Origin of the sequence: Mesorhizobium sp. XAP4 (genome assembly GCF_029269325.1) — a bacterium.
GTDB classification, from domain to species: domain Bacteria; phylum Pseudomonadota; class Alphaproteobacteria; order Rhizobiales; family Rhizobiaceae; genus Mesorhizobium; species Mesorhizobium ciceri.
The window spans coordinates 340952-355518 of sequence record NZ_JARIXW010000003.1; the positions used below are offsets into that span (position 1 = coordinate 340952).

Annotated in this window: 12 protein-coding genes; 5 read left to right on the top strand and 7 right to left on the bottom strand. The window is 63.4% G+C overall.

Annotated features, from left to right (window positions below):
* Positions 1–3177: a multidrug efflux RND transporter permease subunit gene (locus tag P3C39_RS15050; protein WP_224674037.1), complete on the bottom strand. Its 3177-nt coding sequence runs from the start codon at positions 3175–3177 to the stop codon at positions 1–3.
* Positions 3171–3425, bottom strand: coding sequence for a hypothetical protein (locus P3C39_RS15055; protein WP_024502614.1), 255 nt, complete (start codon positions 3423–3425; stop codon positions 3171–3173). Before P3C39_RS15055 ends, P3C39_RS15050 begins: the two co-directional genes overlap by 7 nt.
* 241 nt (positions 3426–3666) lie before the next feature.
* Here P3C39_RS15055 and P3C39_RS15060 point away from each other — a divergent pair, with 241 nt between their 5' ends.
* Positions 3667–4257 carry a TetR/AcrR family transcriptional regulator gene (locus P3C39_RS15060; protein WP_013532873.1) on the top strand — a complete coding sequence of 197 codons (591 nt, stop codon included), beginning with the start codon at positions 3667–3669 and terminating at the stop codon, positions 4255–4257.
* A 330-nt stretch (positions 4258–4587) separates the two neighbouring features.
* Here P3C39_RS15060 and P3C39_RS15065 read toward each other — a convergent pair whose 3' ends face one another.
* The 5 genes from P3C39_RS15065 to P3C39_RS15085 form a co-directional block, all read right to left on the bottom strand.
* Positions 4588–5610 carry a LacI family DNA-binding transcriptional regulator gene (locus P3C39_RS15065; RefSeq protein ID WP_064995102.1) on the bottom strand — a complete coding sequence of 341 codons (1023 nt, stop codon included), beginning with the start codon at positions 5608–5610 and terminating at the stop codon, positions 4588–4590.
* An 83-nt stretch (positions 5611–5693) separates the two neighbouring features.
* Positions 5694–6485 (bottom strand): ATP-binding cassette domain-containing protein, encoded by a 792-nt coding sequence (locus tag P3C39_RS15070; RefSeq protein WP_013532870.1) that lies wholly within the window; start codon positions 6483–6485, stop codon positions 5694–5696.
* Positions 6486–6488: 3 nt separating this feature from the next.
* The gene (locus P3C39_RS15075; protein ID WP_024502616.1) at positions 6489–7475 is read right to left on the bottom strand and encodes an ABC transporter permease; all 987 of its coding nucleotides are present in this window, start codon (positions 7473–7475) and stop codon (positions 6489–6491) included.
* A 114-nt stretch (positions 7476–7589) separates the two neighbouring features.
* A complete protein-coding gene (locus tag P3C39_RS15080) occupies positions 7590–8525 on the bottom strand; it encodes a substrate-binding domain-containing protein (RefSeq protein WP_063167633.1) in 936 nt (311 codons plus the stop codon).
* Positions 8526–8866: 341 nt separating this feature from the next.
* Positions 8867–10024, bottom strand: coding sequence for a fumarylacetoacetate hydrolase family protein (locus P3C39_RS15085; RefSeq protein ID WP_275953772.1), 1158 nt, complete (start codon positions 10022–10024; stop codon positions 8867–8869).
* 237 nt (positions 10025–10261) lie between these two features.
* Here P3C39_RS15085 and P3C39_RS15090 point away from each other — a divergent pair, with 237 nt between their 5' ends.
* From P3C39_RS15090 to P3C39_RS15105, 4 genes are all read left to right on the top strand, one after another.
* Positions 10262–11542, top strand: coding sequence for an FAD-dependent oxidoreductase (locus tag P3C39_RS15090; protein ID WP_275953771.1), 1281 nt, complete (start codon positions 10262–10264; stop codon positions 11540–11542).
* 104 nt (positions 11543–11646) lie between these two features.
* A complete protein-coding gene (locus P3C39_RS15095; protein ID WP_275953770.1) occupies positions 11647–12531 on the top strand; it encodes an ABC transporter permease in 885 nt (294 codons plus the stop codon).
* A complete protein-coding gene (locus P3C39_RS15100) occupies positions 12528–13397 on the top strand; it encodes an ABC transporter permease (protein ID WP_027163814.1) in 870 nt (289 codons plus the stop codon). Before P3C39_RS15095 ends, P3C39_RS15100 begins: the two co-directional genes overlap by 4 nt.
* Entirely contained in the window at positions 13382–14452 is a 1071-nt protein-coding gene (locus tag P3C39_RS15105) for an ABC transporter substrate-binding protein (protein WP_275953769.1), read from the top strand. Before P3C39_RS15100 ends, P3C39_RS15105 begins: the two co-directional genes overlap by 16 nt.
* The last annotated feature ends 115 nt before the right edge of the window (positions 14453–14567 follow it).

The following is a 14567-nucleotide window of genomic DNA, read 5'->3' on the forward strand; positions in this document are numbered from 1 at the left end:
TCATTCGGCCGCTTCCGCCAGGGGCGGTAAAGCGTGCTCAGCAGTTGGTTCATTGTCTTGAGAGGCGGGCTCGTCTTTGCCGCGGCGTTCGCGCAGCTGTTCGATGACCGCGTAGAACACCGGCACGAACACCAGCGACAGGATGGTCGCCGCGACCATGCCGCCGAACACGGTGGTGCCGATCGACTGCCGGCTTGCCGCACCGGCGCCGGTCGCAAACATCAGCGGCAGCACGCCGAGGATGAAGGCGAAGGCCGTCATCAGGATCGGCCGCAGCCTGAGCCGTGCCGCCTCCATCGCCGCGTCGACGATGCTGAGGCCTTCCTCGCGCCGTCGCCTTGCGAATTCGACGATCAGGATCGCGTTCTTGGCCGCCAGGCCGATCAGCATGACGAAGCCGATCTGCGAGTAGACGTCGATCTGCATGCCACGCAGCAACAACGCTGCGAAGGCGCCGAACAGGGCCAGTGGCACCGCCAACAGCACCATGAACGGCATCGCCCAGCTCTCATACTGCATCGCCAGGATCAGGAAGACGAAGACAATGGCGAGGCCGAAGACGACGGACGCGATCGATCCTGCCTTGAGCTCCTGGAAGGTGATGCCGGTCCATTCGAAACCGAAATCCCTTGGCAGCGCGGTTGCAGCGGCCCGTTCCATGGCGGCAACCGCCTGGCCGGAGGAAAAGCCCGGTGCGGCGCCGCCATTGATCGAGGCCGAGGCATTGTTGTTGTAGTGCGGCACGGTCTCCGGGCCGACGAAGGGCACGAGTTTGCCCAGCGTCGAGAGCGGCACCATGCCGCCGGAGGCATTGCGCACATAGAGCCGCGAAATGTCGGCGGCACCTGCACGTGCATCCTTGTCGGCCTGGATGGTCACCCGGAAGGTGCGGCCAAACAGGTTGAAGTCGTTGACGTAGAGCGAGCCGAGATAGATCTGCAGCGTGTTGAAGACGTCAGGCAGGTTGAGGCCGAGCAGTTTGGCCTTGCTGCGGTCGAGGTCGTAGTTGAACTGTGGCGTCGAGGTCGAGAACGGCGAGAACAGCTGCTGCGGGTTGATTTCCGGCTGCTTGCGCGCCTCGGCGATCACGGCTTGCGTCGCATCGTTGAGGGCTGAACTGCCGCGGCCGGTCAGATCCTCGACGACGAACTCGAAGCCGCCCGTCGTGCCGATACCGGGGATCGACGGCGGATCGAAGCTCAGCGCAAAGGCCTCCGGGATCTGCATCAGCTTGCCGCGCACATCGGCGACGAGCTTCGACGCGCTCTGGTCGGGGCCCCGCTCCTCCCATGGCTTCAGGATGGCGAATTCGACCGCCGAATTCGATTGCGCGGCACTGGTCAGGAAGTTCAGGCCGCTGATCGAGCCGACGATGTCGACGCCGGGCGTCGCCTGCAGGATGTCACGCGCCTTCTGCGCCACCGCGTCGGTGCGTTCCAGCGACGCGCCGTCGGGCAACTGGATGACGACGAAGAAATAGCCCTGGTCCTCGACCGGAAGGAAGGTCGAGGGCAGCCGCTGCCAGACGAAGTAGGTGGCGACCAGCCCCGCCGCGAACAGGCCGAGCATGATCCAGCGCAAGCGGATGAGGATGCGCACACCATTGGCATAGGCGTGCGACAGCCTGTCGAAGCCGGTGTTGAACCAGCGGAACGGGGCGAACTGCGTTTCGCCGCGATGCCGCAGGAAGGCGGCACTGAGCGCGGGGCTCAGCGTCAGCGAGTTGAAGGCGGAGATGCCGACGGAGATCGCCACCGTCAGTGCGAACTGGTTGTAGAGCTTGCCGGAGACGCCGGGAATGAAGGCGACCGGCACGAACACCGCCATCAGCACCGCGGTGGTGGCGATGATCGGGCCGGTGACCTCGGTCATTGCGGCCTTGGTCGCCGCAAGCGGTTTGAGCCCGGCCTCCAGCTGTCGTTCGACATTCTCGACCACGACGATGGCGTCGTCGACGACGAGGCCGATCGCCAGCACCATGCCGAGCAGGGACAGCATGTTGAGCGAGAAGCCGAGCATCTCCATGACGACCAGCGTCGCCACCAGCGACACCGGAATGGCGATGGTCGGGATGATCGTCGTGCGCCAGCTTTGCAGGAAGAGGAACACCACGGCGACGACCAGCACCAGCGCTTCGCCGAGCGTGATCAGCACGTCATGCATCGACGCCGAGACGAAACGGGTGGTGTCGTAGTGCATCGCATAGGACACGCCCTTCGGGAAACGGCCCGACAGCTCCTGCATCTTGTCCTTGACGCGCTGCTGCAGATCGAGCGCGTTGGAGCCGGGCATCTGGTAAACGGCAAGCACCACGGTCGGGTCTTTACCGAAGAAGGCAGACGACGAATATTGCAGCGCGCCGAGTTCGATGCGGGCGACGTCGCGCAGCCTGACCAGCGAGCCGGTATCGGTGTTGGCGCGCACGACGATGTCGCCGAATTCCTTGGGATCGCTCAAGCGGCCGACGGCGTTGACCTGCATCTCGAAGGCGGTGCCGGCGGGTGCCGGCGACTGGCCGATCTTGCCGGCCGCCACCTGGACGTTCTGTTCGGCGATGGCGTTTTGCACATCGACGGCGGTGATGCCGAGATTGGCGAGCTTGTCGGGATCGAGCCAGACGCGCATCGAATAGCGCCGCTCGCCGAAGATCTGCACGTCGCCGACGCCGGGCAGCCGCTTCAGCGGGTCGACCACCTGCAGATAGGCAAGGTTGCTCAGCGCCACCGGATCGACCGAACTGTCGGGCGAAGTCAGGTTGACGATCAGGACGAAGTTCGGATTCTGCTTCTTGATCGTCACGCCGCCCTGGTTGACGATCGCCGGCAGCGACGAGGCGGCCTGCGAGACGCGGTTCTGCACGTCGACGGCGGCGGTGCTCAGCGAATAGCCGACATCGAAGGTGATGGTGATGGTCGAGGAGCCGTCATTGGAACTCGTCGACGACATGTAGGTCATGCCCTGCACGCCGTTGATCTGCTGCTCCAGCGGCGTCGTCACCGTGTCGGCCACCACTTGTGCGCTGGCGCCCGGATAATGGGCGCTGACCACGACCTGCGGCGGCGTGATGTCGGGAAACTGCGAGACGGGCAGCAGGAAATAACAAATCGACCCGGCGAGCACCATGATGATGGCGATCGCCGAGGCGAAGATCGGACGGTGAATGAAAAAGTTTACCACGACACGCACGCCTCTCCGGCTGCTGTTGCCCGCCCGAAGGCGCTGGCAACCCTGGACAGCCTTTGGCCGCGCTTGTCACCGAGGCCGTCCCGCGAACGCAGCAACGGCACCTCGCCACGCTGCGTATCGGCGAGCGAGCGCAACATCGTCTCGAAGGCGCGCGGGTCGACGCCATCGGCTTTCATGACCAGCCGGATCATCGGATCCCGGACGGCTTCATCTATGGTAAGATCGCGGCGCTGTGGCATGGCCGGCTCCTTGTCTGTCGATTCGCAGCCCGTGCTCGCGAACCGTTTTCATCTCTTCACCGGCCGAGGCCGCATGATTGGCAGTTTCTCGCCCCTCTCGTCTGGCAGGGCCGTTCACGGCCTTGTTATTGACGGTGGACGATATAGGTGTTACCAGTAAGTAACATTCTGGAAGTTACAGACCGGTAACACCCTAGTCAAGAGGTGGCCGAGGGTTTTTTGGAAACGAAAGGAGATCATGATGGCAGACGGCATCGTGGAGCGCTCTCGTCCCCGGGATCGGATCCTGGAGACGGCACGCGACATGTTCCACAAGCATGGCATCAAGGGCGTCGGCGTCGACGCCATCACCGAAGCTGCCGGCACGAACAAGATGACGCTCTATCGTCACTTCGAATCCAAGGACGAACTGATCGTCGAATGCCTGCGCGCCAATGCGGCCAAGGCCGGCGCTATGTGGGAAGCATTCGAGGCCGAATTCCCTGGTGACAAGCTTGCCCAGCTGCATGCCTGGGTTCGCAAGGCGGCTGCCATGCTCAATGCGGACGGCCGCGGCTGCGACATGGCCAACGCTGCCGCTGAGCTGACCGAGCCGGACCATCCGGCCAGGCTGGTGATCAAGGAGCTCAAGGAAGCCCAGCGCGCGCGCCTTGTGACGCTATGTCGGGATGCCGGCATTGGTCAGGCCGAACTGCTCGCCGATACGCTGTCGCTGCTGTTCGAGGGCGCGCGTGTCAGCGTGCAGACCGTGGGTACCGAAGGCCCGAGCACCCAGTTCGTGCGCATGGCCGAAGGGCTGATCGTTTCGTTCCGGGGCGCTGCCGCCGGTTGAGATTCGCCACGATTGTTGGCGGGTTACGGCTCTATGACGGAGGGCCGCGTACGCCTTTGACCCAGGCGGTATGGAAACTCCGGCGGCCAAACGAAAAAAGCCCGCTGCCGGGAGGAGGTGGCAGCGGGCTCGATTTTCGAATGTGGCGCGGGAGGAGGTGCACCCCATTCAGCGTCGGCATCGCATCTGGGAGGAGTAGATGGCCGACAACCAGAACCTACGAGTTGCCCAACGATTCGGCAACAAAGAAACTTGCATAGCTGCTGTGCAGATTTGCCGTGCCAATTATCATACAAATCCGGCAACAGGCATTTTTGCAGGCCGCCTGCTTCACTGCACCGGCACGTTTTCCCTGAAGATCAGGCGCGGTTCGATGAACTTGCGCGTCAGATAGGGGGCCGAGGAGGCAATCGAGCCGAGCAGGCGAATGACCGACTGCTCGGCGATCAGCCGCGCATTCTGGTCGATGACGACATCGGCGAGATCGTCGACGAGATGACCGCGCGTGTCCTTGGTCAGGTCGTGGCAGATGAACACCGGCTTGCGGTTCGGCCTGGCCTCGCGGATCGCCTTTGCAACGCCCGAATGTCCAGCTCCGACGCAATAGATGCCGAGCAACTCCGGCTCGTCGTGCAGTGCCTTCATGGTCTCGGTGTAGCTGGCATCGGGCTCGTCGTTGATCTCGACGGCGCTGCTGACGGTCAGATTGGGAAACTCCTCATTGAGCACCGAGCGGAAACCCATCTCGCGTTCCTCGTGGCCGCGATAGGAACGTGAGCCGACGACCATCGCCAGATGGCCGGTGCGGCCGCCAAGGAAGCGTCCCATCAGCAGCGCCGCCGTTCGTCCCGCCACCCGGTTGTCGATGCCGACATAGGCCGCGCGCGGTGCCGTCGGAACATCGGACACCAGCGTCACCAGACGCATGCCGGCTTCGACGATGTCGCGCAGGATGTTGCGCGTACGCGGATGATCGACAGCGATCACGCCGACGCCATTGGCCCTGAGCGACAGGTTTTCGACAGCGCTCTGCAGCGCGTTCGGCGAGATACCGGCGAGATTGTGGATCCGGCACGAGGCGACAAGCGGCAGACGCGCGGCGTAGTCCTCGATATGCCCGGCGAGATCGCGCATGAAGGCATTGCTGCCGATCGGCAGCAGGAATTCGAGGTGGGCGGGCCGCGAGGGCAGCGTCACCTGATCGGCGACCGGCAGGTAGCCGAGTTGCTTGGCCGCCTCCATGACGCGCTGGCGGTTGGCCGCACTCGCACCCGGCCGGTTGTTCAGCACCCTGTCGACCGTTGCGGTCGACAGCCCGCAATTGCGGGCGATATCCGAGACGGTGGCTTTCATGCCGCTACCTATGCGCCCTGCGATGCCGCGCCAGACAAGCGATGCGATCTGAGGCGGCGGTGATTGCCGCCATCACCCGACAGTCAGTGCGACGGCTTGCCATCGGTGATGGCATCGCGGATTTCCTTGTCCGACATGCCGGTGATGATCCGCTCTACCTCCGCCACGCTGGTCGTCTTCGGGTCGATGTCGTCGGCGACCACCTTGCCCCGGCGCATGACGACGATGCGGTCGACCACCTGGAAGACATGGTGGATGTTGTGGGCGATGAAAATGCAGGAATGGCCGGAATCGCGGGCGCTGCGCACGAAACTCAGCACGCCCTGTGTTTCGGCGACGCCCAGATTGTTGGTGGGCTCGTCGAGGATGATCAGGTCGCTGTCGAAATGCATGGCGCGCGCGATCGCCACCGCCTGACGCTCGCCGCCGGAGAGCGAACCGATCGGCGTCGTCGGCGGGATGTTCTTCGAGATGCCGACCTGCTTGAGCAGGTCGCGGGCAACCGTGTTCATCGCCTCCTGGTCCATCCGGTTGAGGAAGCGCGGCGGTTTGATCGGCTCGCGTCCGAGGAACAGATTGCGGGCGATCGACAGTTGCGTGACCAGTGCGGAGTCCTGGTAGATCGTCTCGATGCCATGGGCGATGGCGTCGCTGGTGCTGCGCAGGCTCACCTTCTTGCCACGGATGAAGATATCGCCGCTGGTCAGCGGAACGGCACCCGAAAGCACCTTGATCAGCGTCGACTTGCCGGCGCCATTGTCGCCGAGCAAGCCGACGATCTCCCGTTCATTGACATGGAAATTGGCATCCTCCAGCGCCTGCACGCGGCCGTAGGACTTGCGGATGTTCGTCATGCGGATCAGTGGCTCGGCCATGGTTCAAGTCCCCGCCTGATGCCGGCGTTCCAGCCATGAATGCAGTGCCATCATGCCGAGGATGATGGCACCGATGAAGATGTTGTAGGCAAGACCAGGCACGCCGATCAGCACGATGCCGTTGCGCATCACGCGCAGGATCAGGATGCCGAGCACGGTGCCGATGATCGTGCCGCGCCCGCCGGTAAGTGCGGTACCGCCGATCACCACCATGGCGATGACTTCCAACTCATAGCCGGTACCGCTGTTGGGGTTGGCGGCGGACGTGCGCAACGAAGAGATGACGCCGGCAAGCGAGGCCATGACCGACGACAGCACGAACAAGCCGATCTTGACCCCGCTGACATTGACGCCGCGCGCCCGCGCCGCGCTCGGGTTGCCGCCGGCCGCCTGGATCCAGTTGCCGGTGCGGCTTTGCGTCAGTACGTAGCCGAGCGCGATCGCCGCGGCGATGAACCAGAACAGTGACATGTAGATGCGGAACGGGCCGATGAAGAAGTCGCCGACCAGCGCTTCCGCCAGCCAGCTGCCCTCCGCACTCCAGGTGCGCTGGGGAAAACCGTCGGTGACGAAAAGGGCGGTGCCGCGCACCACCAGCAGCATGCCGAGCGTCACCAGGAAGGATGGGATCTTGAGCTGCGTCACGAACCAGCCATTGACCAGCCCGATGAAGGCGGCGACCAGCAGCGCGGCGACAAAGCCAACTTCGAGCGAGGTCAGGCCGCTGTTGAACAGGGTCCACATCAAGACCGGCGAGAAGCCGAACAAGGAGCCGACCGAGAGGTCGAACTCGCCGGACGTCATCAACAGCGTCATCGCCAGCGCGATCAGGCCGAGCTCGACCGTGAAAGCCAGCGTGTTGGAGATGTTCTGCGGCGACAGGAAGTCGTGGTTGAAACTCCAGAAAACGGCGATCTCGACGACGAGCAGCACGAAAGGGCCGAATTCCGGCCGTGCGATCAGGCGTGGGACGAGCGAATGATTTTCCACAGGCAATCCGCGACATGAGTGGAAGGCTGAGCGTTGCACATCGCGTGCGAAGGGCTCGGCGAAATGGAGAGCCAGTCGCGACCGTTGGGCGGCCGCGACTGTTGAGATTGGATGTTACTTGCCGGACAGGATGTCGTCGTAGATCTGCGCGGTGTCTTTTTCATAGAGCGCGCCGGTGATGACGTTGAAGCCCGGAGGAATGCCGCCGGCGGCCATATTGGCCAGCGAAAGCGCGACATAGCTGGTCGCCTGCGGGTCCTGCCACTGGCCGGCATTGACATAGCCGTTCAGTACTTCCTGGGTGGTGTCGAGCGAATTGCCCCAGCCGACGACCGGGATTTCGCCCGGCTTGATGCCGACCTGGTCGAACACCCGCTTGATCGAGCCGGTGACGAGGTCGCCTAGGCCGATGATCGCCTTGACCTTGGCCTTGTTCGCCGTGAGGTAGTCGACCATGCGGTTGATCACTTCAGCCTGATCAAGCGTCGCTTCCGTGATTTCATAGGTGATGCCGAGCGGCTCGAAGACGCTCTTGATGCCTTCCTCTTCCTGCACGCCATAGGTGGCGCCGGGGATTTCGACCGGCATCCAGACGAAGTCGCCCTTCTTCACCAGGCCTTTGTCGACCAGATACTGTGCCCAATGCTTGCCGAAGGTGACATTGTCGCCGCCGACATAGGCGTTGAAATCGGCTTTCGGATCAGGCGTGTTGAAATTGATGATCGGCACTTTCGCCGCACGCGCTTCCTTGACGATCTCGATCAGGCTGCCCGGATCGGGGCTCGTGGTGACGATGCCATCGGCCTTGGCGGAGAGGGCGGCGCGAACCGCTTCCTGCTGCGAGGCGACATCGCCGTTGTGGAACGAGGTGTTGACCGTGTTGCCGGTGTCCTTGGCCCACTGCTTGGCGCCGGCCAGGAAGTAGGTCCAGACCGGATCGGCCGGACCGCCATGCGAAATCCAGTAGAACGTCTTGGCCTGTGCCGCTGCTGGTACCACCATCAGCGCCACCAACAGGCCGTATAGAACGCGTCTTAGCCGTGTCAGCATTTGATTTCCTCCCGTTTGTAGATCGTCAGTTCAAAATCCGTCCCTTGTTCTGCGTCTTTTGCCAGTGCCGATCGGATGCGTCAGAGCATCCCCTTTTTCGACGGATGGCAAGCCTCCATCTGCCAGGCCTCCATCTGCAGGTGTAGTGGGCGCCTGACGGGGCGTCATCAGCCGTCCCATCAGATTGCATCAGTTGAGGTGATTTTCCGACTGTCGGATAATTGGTGTGATGTTTCGGTCGCGCGAACGCGGCCTGCGCCGACAAGGGCACGCCGACGACCATCCCAGGCCCACGGGACCAGGTCCGCAGCGCCCTGGCAGGGCGCCGACGATATCAGTTGCTAGATCAGATCGGCTCTGGCCAGCTCCCGCATCAGATGGCTGGCGCCGTAGGTCCAGTGCGGGCAGTCTGGCGACAGCTGCACGCGGTTGACCAGCGCGCCGAATTTTTCCGACGAGATGGTGACGATGTCGCCGACCTTGTGGGTAAAACCCTTGCCCTTCTCGCCGCGATCCTTGGACGGAACGAACATGGTGCCGAGATAGAGCGCCAGCCCGTCCGGATACTGGTGGTGCGGCCCCATGGCCGCGGCGACCAGTTCCTCCGGCGAGCGGCTGATCTCGGCCATCGAGCTTGCGCCCTCCAGCGAGAACCCGTCCTCGCCCTCGACTTTCAGGCGCACGACGGCCCGCTTGACGTCATCGATCGAGAACGTCTCGTCGAACAGGCGGATGAAGGGGCCGAGTGAGGCCGAGGCATTGTTATCCTTGGCCTTGCCGAGCAGCAGCGCCGAACGCCCTTCGACGTCGCGCAGATTGACGTCGTTGCCGATAGTGGCGCCGACGATCCTGCCGCTGGAGGCGGCGATCATGGCGATCTCGGGTTCCGGATTGTTCCAGGTCGACACCGGGTGCAGCCCGACATCGGCGCCGAAGCCCACCGAGGCCATCGGCTGGCACTTGGTGAAGATCTCGGCATCGGGGCCGATGCCCACTTCCAGATATTGCGACCAGGCGCCGCGCGAAATCAGCTTGGCCTTGATCTCCATCGCCTCGGGCGAACCGGGCTTCAGCTTCGACAGGTCGTGGCCGATCAGTCCGGCAATGTCGGCGCGGATGGCATCGGCTTTTTCAGCCGAACCACGCGCCTGTTCCTCGATCACCCGTTCCAGCAGGCTGACGACGAAGGTGACGCCCGATGCCTTGACCGCCTGCAGGTCGACCGGGGAGAGCAGGTAGGGTTTTGCTGGATCGCGCCCGGTTTCAAAACTGTTGGCGGCGATGTCATCGAGCGAACCGATCGGTCTGCCTTCGGCCGAGCGGACATGCCCAGCCGGGTCGGCCATCTCGCAAAGGTCGCGCATGGTCGGTGCCGTACGCGAGGTGATGTCGAAGACCGTGCCATCGCGAACCGTGACGACCAGCGGGTATGCAGCACCGCTGCTTCTGGCGCGTCCGACAAAAAGGCCCTCGCTGGGCAGGTGGGTCGGGTTCGTCATGGCGCTCTGTCCTCTTAGTGATCGACAATGTGGTGAAGTGATCGACAATGTGGGCTAGCCGGATCGGCGTGGCACTTTCACCGGATTCCCGTCAAAGGTCTATCCCGTCGCAGGCGATCGGAACTCTGGGTCTCCGGTCGTCTCGGCGGCAGTCCACAGGCGAAAGCCATGGTGCTCTTTCAAAATTGTGAAATTCTGACTAGGATTTTCACCAATCGCAGCGCATTCAGGTGACCCTTGGCGACAGCATTCTCCGATCCCATCTGGCGCAGGCCGCAGGCAGCTTCCACGTTTCAATCGCTTCCCAATGGCGAACGGGTCGATCTCGCCATCGTTGGCGGTGGCATCATGGGCTTGTCGACTGCCTTGCATGCCGCCCGGCTTGGCCTGTCGGTGCAGGTGCTGGACGCCGGCGAGATCGGCCAGGGCGCATCAGGCTTGAATGGCGGCCAGGTCATTCCCGGCCTGAAATACGATCCGGAATGGTTGCTTGAGCATTTTGGCCCGGAGCGCGGCGAGGCGCTTGTCAATTTCGCGGCGTCGACCGCCGACGCGGTGTTCGAGCTGATCCGCGACGAGAATCTGGCGGTGCCGTTCGTTCGAAATGGCTGGATCCAGGCGGCGCACACCGAGGCCGCGCTGAAGGCGGCGACGAACCGCGACCGGCAATGGCACGCGCGCGGTGCCGACGTCCGGTTGCTGAACGCAGAGGAGACCGCAGCCAGGACTGGCGCACAGGGTTATCTCGGCGGCTGGCTCGACCGCCGCGCCGGTGTGATCGATCCGCTCGCCTACACGTCTGAGCTTGCCCGGGTCGGGACCGCGACTGGCGTGAGGATAGCAGAGCGCCAAAGGGTCGTGCGGCTCGCCAATGCCGCCGGTGTTTGGCGTATTTTGATCGAAAATGGCCTGGAATTGCAGGCAAAGGCGGTCGTGCTGGCGACAAACGCCTATACGGACGGTCTGATCCCCGGTCTCGCCCAGACGATCGTGCCGCTGCATTCCTTTCAGATCGCCACAGCGCCGCTGCCGTCCAACCTGGCGGCCACGATCCTGCCGGAAGGGCAGGCGGTGTCGGACTCCAGGCGCATCCTCGTCTACTACCGCAAGAGCGCCGACGGCCGGCTGGTGCTTGGCGGACGGGGACGCATGGCGCTGCCGACGAGCGCCGGCGACTGGGCGCATCTCGAGCGTGCGCTGGTACGGCTCTATCCCTCGCTGTCCGGCGTTCCCATCGAGAAGCGCTGGTTCGGCCGGGTGGCGATGACGCCGGACCACCTGCCGCACATCCACGAGCCGGAGAAAGGCCTGCTCGCCGTGGTCGGCTGCCAGGGTCGTGGTGTCGGCCTGATGACTGCGCTTGGCGAGCGCATCGCCGGCTACCTCCAAAGTGGCGACGCCAGGCAATTGCCTTTCCCGGTCTCGCCGATCCGGCCGATCCCGTTTCACGCCTTCCGCCAGGTCGGCGTCGCCGCGACCATCGCCTGGTATCGCCTGCTCGATGCGTTGGAGCGCTGACCAGGGCGCTTCATCCCCTTGGGGCTCCGTTAGGGGATTCTGCTTGACAGTTTCATGAATATGAAAAACTCTAAGCCAATTTCAAATTTCCAATAGGCAGGTCGATGTCGACCCTAGTTGCCACATCAGCGCCAGAGGCCCGGTCTTCCCAGGGCTTCCGGGTCGCCATGCTGCTGCCGGGCGCGCTGGTCACCTTGCTGCTGATCCTGTTTGCGCTTGGCCTCGTGCTTTTCCTCGCCTTCCGCGGCAATGACGGTTCGCTGCTCGGCGCCGGTTTCACCGTCGCGAACTTCGTCACCGTGGTGTCCGATCCGCTGTACTGGACGGTGACGCTGCGCTCGCTGATCATTGCCGCTCTGGTCACGCTGGCGACGGTCGTCACGGCCTATCCCGTCGCCTACTACCTTGCCTTCCACGCCGGCCGGCGGCGCGGCCTGCTGCTGTTCCTGGTGACGCTGCCGTTCTGGACCAGCTATCTCCTGCGCGTCTTCGCCTGGAAGATCGTGCTCGCCTACAATGGCGTTTTGAACTCGGCGCTGATCGAAAGCGGCATCTGGTCCGAGCCGACATTGGCCTTTCTCAACACGCCGGCCGCCGTCGTCGTCACGCTGGCGCACGCCTATGCGCCTTTCGCCATCCTGCCGATCTACGTGGCGCTGGACACCATCCCGAAATCGCTGATCGAGGCCGCTTGCGATCTCGGCGCGCGGCCATTCACCTCTTTCCGCCGGATCGTGCTGCCCAATTCGATGCCGGGCGTGCTGGCGGCAGCCCTCGTCGTCTTCGTGCCGACGGTCGGCGACTATGTCACGCCGGCGCTCGTCGGCGGCCCGGCCAGCACCATGATCGGCACGCTGATCCAGGCGCAATTCGGCAAGGCCAATGACTGGCCGTTTGGCGCAGCACTCTCCGTCGCCGTCATGCTGGTCATCCTGTGCGTGGTGCTGGTCGCCCGCTTCGCCGACCGCAGATTTGGCAGCCGCACATGAGCACTGCACGCACGCAGGGAGGTGGCCGCTGGCTCGGCATGTATGTCGCCGCCTATTTGGTCTTTCTCTATCTGCCGGTGCTGCTGATCCCGCTGTTTTCCTTCAACAACTCGATCCAGGCAGCGTTTCCGCTGCAAGGTTTTACCTTGCAATGGTACGCGACGCTGTTCGGCAATTCGGCGCTGACCGGTGCACTCTTGAACAGCCTCGCCATCGGCGCCATCGCCGCCACGGGTGCGACGCTGTGCGGCATCACCGTATCCTACATGGACCTCTACGGCCGCTCGCCCCTGGCCGCCACCATCAGCGCCATCGCAAGGCTGCCGATCCTGATCCCGGGCGTCATCGTCGGCATATCGCTGCTGATCCTCATCAACCTCGTTGGTCTGGGGCCATCGCGCGTCGCCATCGTTCTCGGCCATATATTGGTGGCGCTGCCGACGACCGTGGTGATCATGCGCAGCCGCTTCGCCGCCATCCCGAAAACCATTCGCGAGGCGGCACTCGATCTCGGCGCCTCCGACTGGACGACCTTCCGGCGGGTCATGCTGCCGCTCAGCCTGCCGGCCATCGTCTCGGCATTCATGCTGGCCTTCCTGATCTCCTTCGATGAATTCATCGTCGTGTTCTTCCTGGCCGGCACCGAGCCGACGCTGCCGCTCTACATCTGGAGCCAGCTGCGTTTTCCCCGGTCGCTGCCGACGGTGATGGCACTGGGCACTTCGATCCTGGCGGTGTCCTTCGTCATCGCTGCAGCAGCTGAAATCCTGCGCCATCGCGGCTTGTCCGCCACGGCGCCAAAGCCCGCGGATCCATCACAACCAAAACAAACCAAGAGAGGAGAACTGCAATGGCATTCGACCTGAAATCGATCTCTGCAAAGACTGTTTGCGCTGGATTGACGGCGTTCGCGCTGGCGCTGTCGTCGACCGTCGCTTTCGCCGGCGACAAACTGCAATATTTCACCTGGTCGGGCTATGAACTGCCCGACTTCAACAAGAGCTTCCTTGCCGCGCATCCCGATGGCGTCGAGGCCTCGATCTTCGGTGACGACGATGACGCCTTCACCAAGGTCAAGGCCGGCTTCCGACCCGACATTGCGCATCCCTGCTATGACAAGGTGGCGCGCTGGAACAAGGAAGGCCTGCTGCAGCCGATCGACACCAAGCGCATCAAGAACTGGGACTCGATCTTCCCGGTGTTCAAGAACCTGCCAGACCTGCAGGCTGGCGACGGCAAGGTCTGGATGGTGCCGTGGGACTGGGGCAACACCTCGATCCTCTACCGCACCGATCTGGTGAAGAACCCGGAAGCGAGCTGGAACCTTTTGTGGGACAAGCAGTATGCCGGTCGCATGGCGACGATCGACGCGGTGCATGACACGCCTGTCGTGGCGGCGCTGCTCGCCGGCGTCAATCCGTTCGACATGACGCCGGAGCAAATGGACAAGGTGGCCGAGAAGCTGCGCGAGCAGCGCCCGCTGCTCTCCAACTACACCACCGACATGACCTCCGTCGAACAGGCGCTGGCCAGCGGCCAATTGGTCGCCGCCATGACCTGGAACGCGTCGGCCACCTCGCTCAAGAAGCAGGGCGTGCCGGTCGAGTTCATGAAGCCCAAGGAGGGCATGCTGACCTGGGCCTGCGGCTTCGTGATGCTCAAGGAGGCCAAGAATGTCGACCTCGCCTATGATTTCATCAACAGCCGGCTGGAGACGGATTCCGGCAAATACCTGATCGAGGCCTACGGCTATGGCAGCTCGACCAGTTCGGCCTTCGCGGCGGTGCCGAAGGAGGAGCTGGAGAAATTGCAGCTGCCGTCCGACCCGGAGGTGATGCTGAAGACCACCATCTTCACCGGACCGATGAAACAGAATGACGACCTCGCCAAGATGTTTGAGAAGGTGAAGGCGGGGGGATAAAGCTCCCCCTTCTCCCCTTGTGGGAGAAGGTGTCGCCGAAGGCGACGGATGAGGGGTGCTCCAGGGAACACCAGCGTCTCACTCCGCTGGAACACCCCTCAACCGTCTCGGCGCT

What these genes read in the sequence shown, in the direction of transcription:
- P3C39_RS15055 (WP_024502614.1), bottom strand. Translation starts at nt 3,425, where the DNA reads ATGCCACAGCGCCGCGATCTTACCATAGATGAAGCCGTCCGGGATCCG.
- P3C39_RS15060 (WP_013532873.1), top strand. Translation starts at nt 3,667, where the DNA reads ATGGCAGACGGCATCGTGGAGCGCTCTCGTCCCCGGGATCGGATCCTG.
- P3C39_RS15065 (WP_064995102.1), bottom strand. Translation starts at nt 5,610, where the DNA reads ATGAAAGCCACCGTCTCGGATATCGCCCGCAATTGCGGGCTGTCGACC.
- P3C39_RS15070 (WP_013532870.1), bottom strand. Translation starts at nt 6,485, where the DNA reads ATGGCCGAGCCACTGATCCGCATGACGAACATCCGCAAGTCCTACGGC.
- P3C39_RS15080 (WP_063167633.1), bottom strand. Translation starts at nt 8,525, where the DNA reads ATGCTGACACGGCTAAGACGCGTTCTATACGGCCTGTTGGTGGCGCTG.
- P3C39_RS15085 (WP_275953772.1), bottom strand. Translation starts at nt 10,024, where the DNA reads ATGACGAACCCGACCCACCTGCCCAGCGAGGGCCTTTTTGTCGGACGC.
- P3C39_RS15095 (WP_275953770.1), top strand. Translation starts at nt 11,647, where the DNA reads ATGTCGACCCTAGTTGCCACATCAGCGCCAGAGGCCCGGTCTTCCCAG.
- P3C39_RS15100 (WP_027163814.1), top strand. Translation starts at nt 12,528, where the DNA reads ATGAGCACTGCACGCACGCAGGGAGGTGGCCGCTGGCTCGGCATGTAT.
- P3C39_RS15105 (WP_275953769.1), top strand. Translation starts at nt 13,382, where the DNA reads ATGGCATTCGACCTGAAATCGATCTCTGCAAAGACTGTTTGCGCTGGA.